Origin of the sequence: Alkalibacterium sp. (assembly GCF_046484155.1) — a bacterium.
Lineage (GTDB): Bacteria > Bacillota > Bacilli > Lactobacillales > Carnobacteriaceae_A > Alkalibacterium.
On sequence record NZ_JAWOBT010000015.1, the window covers coordinates 1 to 5,511 of the forward strand.

Annotated in this window: 4 protein-coding genes; all 4 read left to right on the forward strand. The window is 39.5% G+C overall.

Features of this window, described 5'->3' with window-relative positions; genetic code table 11:
• Positions 1 to 2,073 (forward strand): DNA mismatch repair protein MutS (gene mutS, locus R6U02_RS01525; protein ID WP_410261865.1); only part of this gene is annotated, 2,073 nt, incomplete at its 5' end.
• Between the two features lie 16 nt (positions 2,074 to 2,089).
• Positions 2,090 to 3,997 carry a DNA mismatch repair endonuclease MutL gene (mutL, locus tag R6U02_RS01530; RefSeq protein WP_410261866.1) on the forward strand — a complete coding sequence of 636 codons (1,908 nt, stop codon included), beginning with the start codon at positions 2,090 to 2,092 and terminating at the stop codon, positions 3,995 to 3,997.
• Between the two features lie 360 nt (positions 3,998 to 4,357).
• Positions 4,358 to 4,798, forward strand: coding sequence for a peptide-methionine (R)-S-oxide reductase MsrB (gene msrB, locus R6U02_RS01535; RefSeq protein ID WP_410261868.1), 441 nt, complete (start codon positions 4,358 to 4,360; stop codon positions 4,796 to 4,798).
• Between the two features lie 108 nt (positions 4,799 to 4,906).
• On the forward strand, positions 4,907 to 5,511 hold a 605-nt coding region (gene ruvA, locus R6U02_RS01540; protein WP_410261867.1), incomplete at its 3' end, for a Holliday junction branch migration protein RuvA.

Here is a 5,511-nt window from a genome sequence, read left to right on the forward strand (position 1 = left end):
AAAGAAGTTATCTTTGAACCGGGAGAATTCTTGGAATTACAAGAATTATTAAAAAATAAATGGAATATGTCCATCTCTCACGCTTCTAGCGAAACACCAGCGCCTTCCCTTACACATCTCACCGAAAAGTTTGAAGAGTCTCGATTGAAGAATGTGATCGATTTATTACTCTCTTATTTATCCGATACACAAATGCGAAGATTAGATCACCTTCAAGAAATTGAAGAATACGAAACAAACCAGTTTCTTATTTTTGGACAAGAAGCGAGAAGAAATCTCGAATTAGCTGCTTCATTAAGGGATGGCACCAAAAAAGGCACGTTGTTATGGTTGTTAGACGAAACTAAAACGTCTATGGGTGGACGGATGCTGAAATCATGGCTGGATAAACCGCTCATTCAGAAATCTAAGATCGAAGAGAGAATGAATTATGTTGAAAGCTTACTTAATCATTTTTTCGAAAGAAATGATTTGAAAGAGCTTCTGGATAAAGTTTATGACTTGGAACGATTGGCAGGACGTACAGCCTTTGGTACGGTCAATGCCCGTGATCTCGTTCAGCTTAAACATTCACTCGAACAGATTCCTTATATAAAAGCAATCATTGAAATGCTCAATGATGAAAATCATTGGACTAAATACTTAACACAACTGGATCCAATCGCTGATGTGAAAGAACTGATTGAGCACTCGATCGTTGAGGAACCTCCGTTGTCGACAACGGAAGGAGAAATCATAAAAACAGGCTACCATCCTCAATTGGACAAATACAAAGAAGCCATGACAAATGGTAAAAAGTGGATGGCTGAACTTGAACAAAAAGAGAGAGCCGCTACCGGTATTAAAAACCTTAAGATAGGCTTTAATAAAGTTTTCGGTTATTATATCGAAATATCAAAAGCCAATGTATCCAAGTTGGAAGAAGGTCGTTACGAAAGGAAACAAACGCTCTCGAATGCTGAACGATATAGTACGCCGGAATTGAAAGAAAAAGAATCACTTATCTTGGAAGCTGAAGAAAAATCAAAGAACTTGGAATACGAATTATTCGTAGATATCAGAAACCAAGTGAAAGAAGAGATTGAGCGGTTGCAGCAATTAGCTAAGGTTATTGCAAAAGTTGACGTCCTTCAAAGTTTTGCTACAGTGAGTGAAGAATATAACTACGTGAGACCGTCATTTAGAATGGATAGCCAAGATGTATCGATCATTAAGGGCAGACATCCTGTAGTCGAGAAAGTCATGGGAGAACAAGCCTATGTACCTAATGATGTGGAACTCATTGATGAAACATCCGTCCTTTTGATCACAGGGCCTAATATGTCTGGTAAAAGTACCTATATGCGTCAGCTTGCTCTGATTATCATTATGGCTCAGATGGGCTGTTTCGTTCCGGCTGAAGAAGCAAGATTACCGCTGTTCGACCGTCTATACACCCGGATCGGTGCCATGGATGACTTGATAGGCGGACAAAGTACCTTTATGGTCGAGATGACAGAGACAAACCAGGCGTTGGAAAATGCGACACCAAAAAGTCTCTTGCTATTTGATGAGATCGGACGAGGCACGGCCACTTACGACGGGATGGCCTTAGCAGAAGCAATCATTGAATTTGTCCATGATCAAGTCAAAGCTAAGACCTTGTTTTCCACGCATTACCATGAGCTGACAGTGCTTGATGAGCGTTTACCCAAGCTGAAAAATGTCCATGTGGGGGCAGTGGAAGAAGCGGGTGACTTGGTCTTTCTGCATCAGATGTTACCTGGAGCTGCAGATAAAAGTTACGGTGTCCAAGTCGCTAAATTAGCAGGCCTGCCTCATCCGCTACTAAAAAGAGCAGAAAGCATCTTAAACGAATTAGAGAAGAAAGAAGAACATCTTTTTGAAAAGAAGGATGACAATGATATTACTGAAACTCGATCGCAGGAACAAATGAACTTATTCGGAGCTCTTGATGAAAATGAAAAAGCTGTGATCGAAGAACTGGCGAACATGAACGTGTTGGCAACTACACCTCTGGATGCTTTACACGTTTTGAGTCAGTTACAACAGAAATTAAAGAACCGGGAATGAAAGTTGGAAAAATTAAATGACAACTAAAATTCAAATCATGTCCACGACGTTAGCCAATCAAATAGCAGCTGGGGAAGTCATTGAACGCCCGGCATCCGTGGTTAAAGAACTGCTTGAGAATGCTATCGATGCCAACAGCACGCGGATTGAAGTCTTTGTAGAAGAAGCAGGGATCAAAAGTATTCAGGTCATTGATGACGGTGAAGGCATACCCTCAGCTGAAGTTCCTTCGGCTTTTGAAAGACACGCGACATCGAAACTGATTGCAGACGAAGATCTGTTTAGGATTCGAACATTAGGCTTTAGGGGAGAAGCGTTACCAAGCATTGCCTCTGTATCAAAAATCACTTTAGAAACGGCTGAAGAAGGACAATCAGGCGTGCACATCGAATTGCATGGTGGAAAAATCGTGGAACAACGTGCAGCTTCTTCAAGAAAAGGGGTCAATATAAAAGTTGAGGAATTGTTTTATAATACGCCCGCTCGACTTAAGTATATAAAAACACTACAGACAGAATTGGCGCACATTAACGACACGGTTAATCGGCTGGCTCTAGCCCATCCTGAAATTTCATTTAAACTTGTCTCAGATGGGAACACTATGATAAAGACAGCAGGTAATAGTGATCAAAAACAAGCCATAGCCGGTGTATACGGTGTTGGTATTGCAAAGAAAATGTGTGAGATCAAAGAGACCTCTTTTGACTTTGAAGTATCGGGTTACGTTTCTTTACCCGAAGTCACACGTGCCAATAATAAATATCTTACGGTAATTATCAATGGCAGATACATTAAAAATTACGCTTTGAATAAGGCGATTGCAGACGGATTCGGATCGAAAATCATGATCGGCAGGTATCCTATAGCCGTCATCAATGTGAAAATCGATCCGTTGCTTCTAGATGTCAATGTGCACCCGACCAAGCAGCAAATAAGGATAAGCAATGAGAAAGAACTGGGTCAGCTCATTAGTTCTGCTATTAACACTAGGATGAATCAGGAAGTGAGAATACCGAGTGCGATAGATAATTTACAAAAGAAGAATAATGGTTCTATGAGGTATCGGAAAGACGAACAGACGCGTTTAGCTTTTGACGGCAGCCCGAAAGAAGATGATCAGTGGTCAGCTCCAAAAGCTCCTCTAGACGATCGGTACACAGCAAAGCAGAATAATGCTTATAGCTATGAAGAGACTACAGCAACCCATCACAGAGAAGCAGCTAGCTCTATAGGAGAGGGAAACAGAGTCACCTCAGAACAAAATGCCATGATTCATGAAGAACCTATTTTGAAAACAGTTGAAAAAATCAGCGATGTAAAAGAACAGACAAAGCAATTTCCCGAATTAGAATACATCGGACAAATGCATGGTACTTATCTGTTCGCTCAGAACGAAGAAGGACTGTATGTTATTGATCAACATGCTGCCCAAGAACGTATCAAGTATGAGTACTACAGAGAGAATATCGATCAAAACGGAACAGAGTTGCAAGAGCTGCTTATTCCTATTGTGGTTGAATACCCTTCTAATGAAGCGCTCGTCATCAAAGATAATAAACAGAAGTTAGCAGAAGCTTCTGTTTTCCTGGAAGAGTTTGGCCAAAACAGCTTTATCGTGAGACAGCACCCTACTTGGATGCTGCCAGGACAAGAAGAAGATACGATAAAAGAAATGATCGACTTCTTTTTAGAGAAATCCTCGTTGTCCGTCAATAAATTTCGGGAAGCGACAGCCATCATGATGAGTTGTAAACGATCGATAAAAGCGAACCATCATTTATCCAACGATGAAGCGAGAGAGCTGTTAAGGCAATTAAGGGTGACAAAGAATCCTTATAATTGTCCTCATGGAAGACCCGTGATGGTTAATTTCACTACCAATGACATGGAAAAGATGTTCAAGCGGATACAAGATTCTCATTGATTTGAGAGTCTTTTTTCTCAATAGAAAAGGTCATTATAAGCGCTAATAATTGCTATTCAAAAGAATATTCGCTTACAATAAAACAGAGGAATACTTTTCTTAATACACAGGAAAGAGGGAATCGCTGATGGGTATTGTGTCAACAGTTATGAATCAATTGGGTAATCAAAATGATTTAGAGTTTATAGCAAAAACAACGGACAAACCAAATCAGTCTTGTCTATGCTAGCGTTACCTGCATTGATTGTGGTTGCTAAACGAAATCCTTCAAATGTTTTAAGTAAATCTATTGATCAGAACACTGAGGTGGATAAAGCCAAAGATGCCTTAGGTAATCTATTCGAAAAAAGGAGACCAATTATGTCAGAATATAAAGATAAGGAACAATTAAAGAAAGAGCTGACACCTATACAATATAAAGTGACTCAGAAGAACGCAACTGAACGTCCGGGGACTGGCGAGTATGACCAGTTCTTTGAAGAAGGTATTTTTGTTGATGTTGTGAGCGGAGAACCGCTTTTTTCTTCAAAAGACAAGTATGATGCGGGCTGTGGCTGGCCATCGTTTACTAAGCCGATAACAAAACAAACAGTCAAAGAAAAAACAGATTCTAAATTCGGAATGCACAGAACGGAAGTCAGAAGTAAAGAAGCAGACTCCCACTTGGGTCATGTTTTTACAGATGGCCCTGAGGATAAAGGCGGATTACGTTACTGTATCAATTCGGCAGCTCTAAAATTTATTCCGAAATCACAATTAAAAGAAAAAGGTTACGAGGAATATCTAGCAGAATTTGAATAAGCAGTCTTAATAGAAAAAGTGAAACATCTGTTCAGAGGGATATTTAATGAACAGGTGTTTTTATGTTATAATACTATAGATTGACTACAAGTGGGATGAGGGAAATAAATGTTCGAATACATAAAAGGAATTATCAAACATATCTATCCGGGTTATATTGTGCTGGAAGCAAATAATATTGGGTATAAGATACTTATGGGAAATCCTTTCCGTTATTCTGATAAACTGCACAACGAAGACATTATTTATATTTATCATGATGTTAAACAAGATGCCATGAATCTGTTTGGGTTTGTGACCTTACAAGAAAAGAACTTATTTTTGAAATTGATCAATGTTTCGGGAATCGGTCCGAAGTCAGCGCTAGCTATATTAGCAAACGAAGATCATCAAGGTTTTGTGCAAGCCATCGAGGATAATAATTCAACCTATCTGACTAAGTTTCCTGGAGTTGGGAAAAAAACAGCAGCTCAGATTGTTTTAGATTTAAAAGGGAAGTTGTCAGAGTTCGATATCACCGAAGCTGCAAAGAGAGAATCACTTAATCGATCTGAGCATTACGGCAAAATTAATTCTTCGTTTGAGGAAGCTATGGAAGCCTTACTGGCATTGGGTTATTCAAGTCGGGATATACAAAAAGTGAAGAAACAGATAGATCAACAGGCCGATCTGACAACAGATGCCTATATAAGAGAAGCTCTAAGTAAATTAAT

Bases quoted from the DNA above. Each gene is read 5' to 3' on its own strand.
- msrB (WP_410261868.1), top strand. From the start codon at position 4,358: ATGTCAGAATATAAAGATAAGGAACAATTAAAGAAAGAGCTGACACCT.
- mutL (WP_410261866.1), top strand. From the start codon at position 2,090: ATGACAACTAAAATTCAAATCATGTCCACGACGTTAGCCAATCAAATA.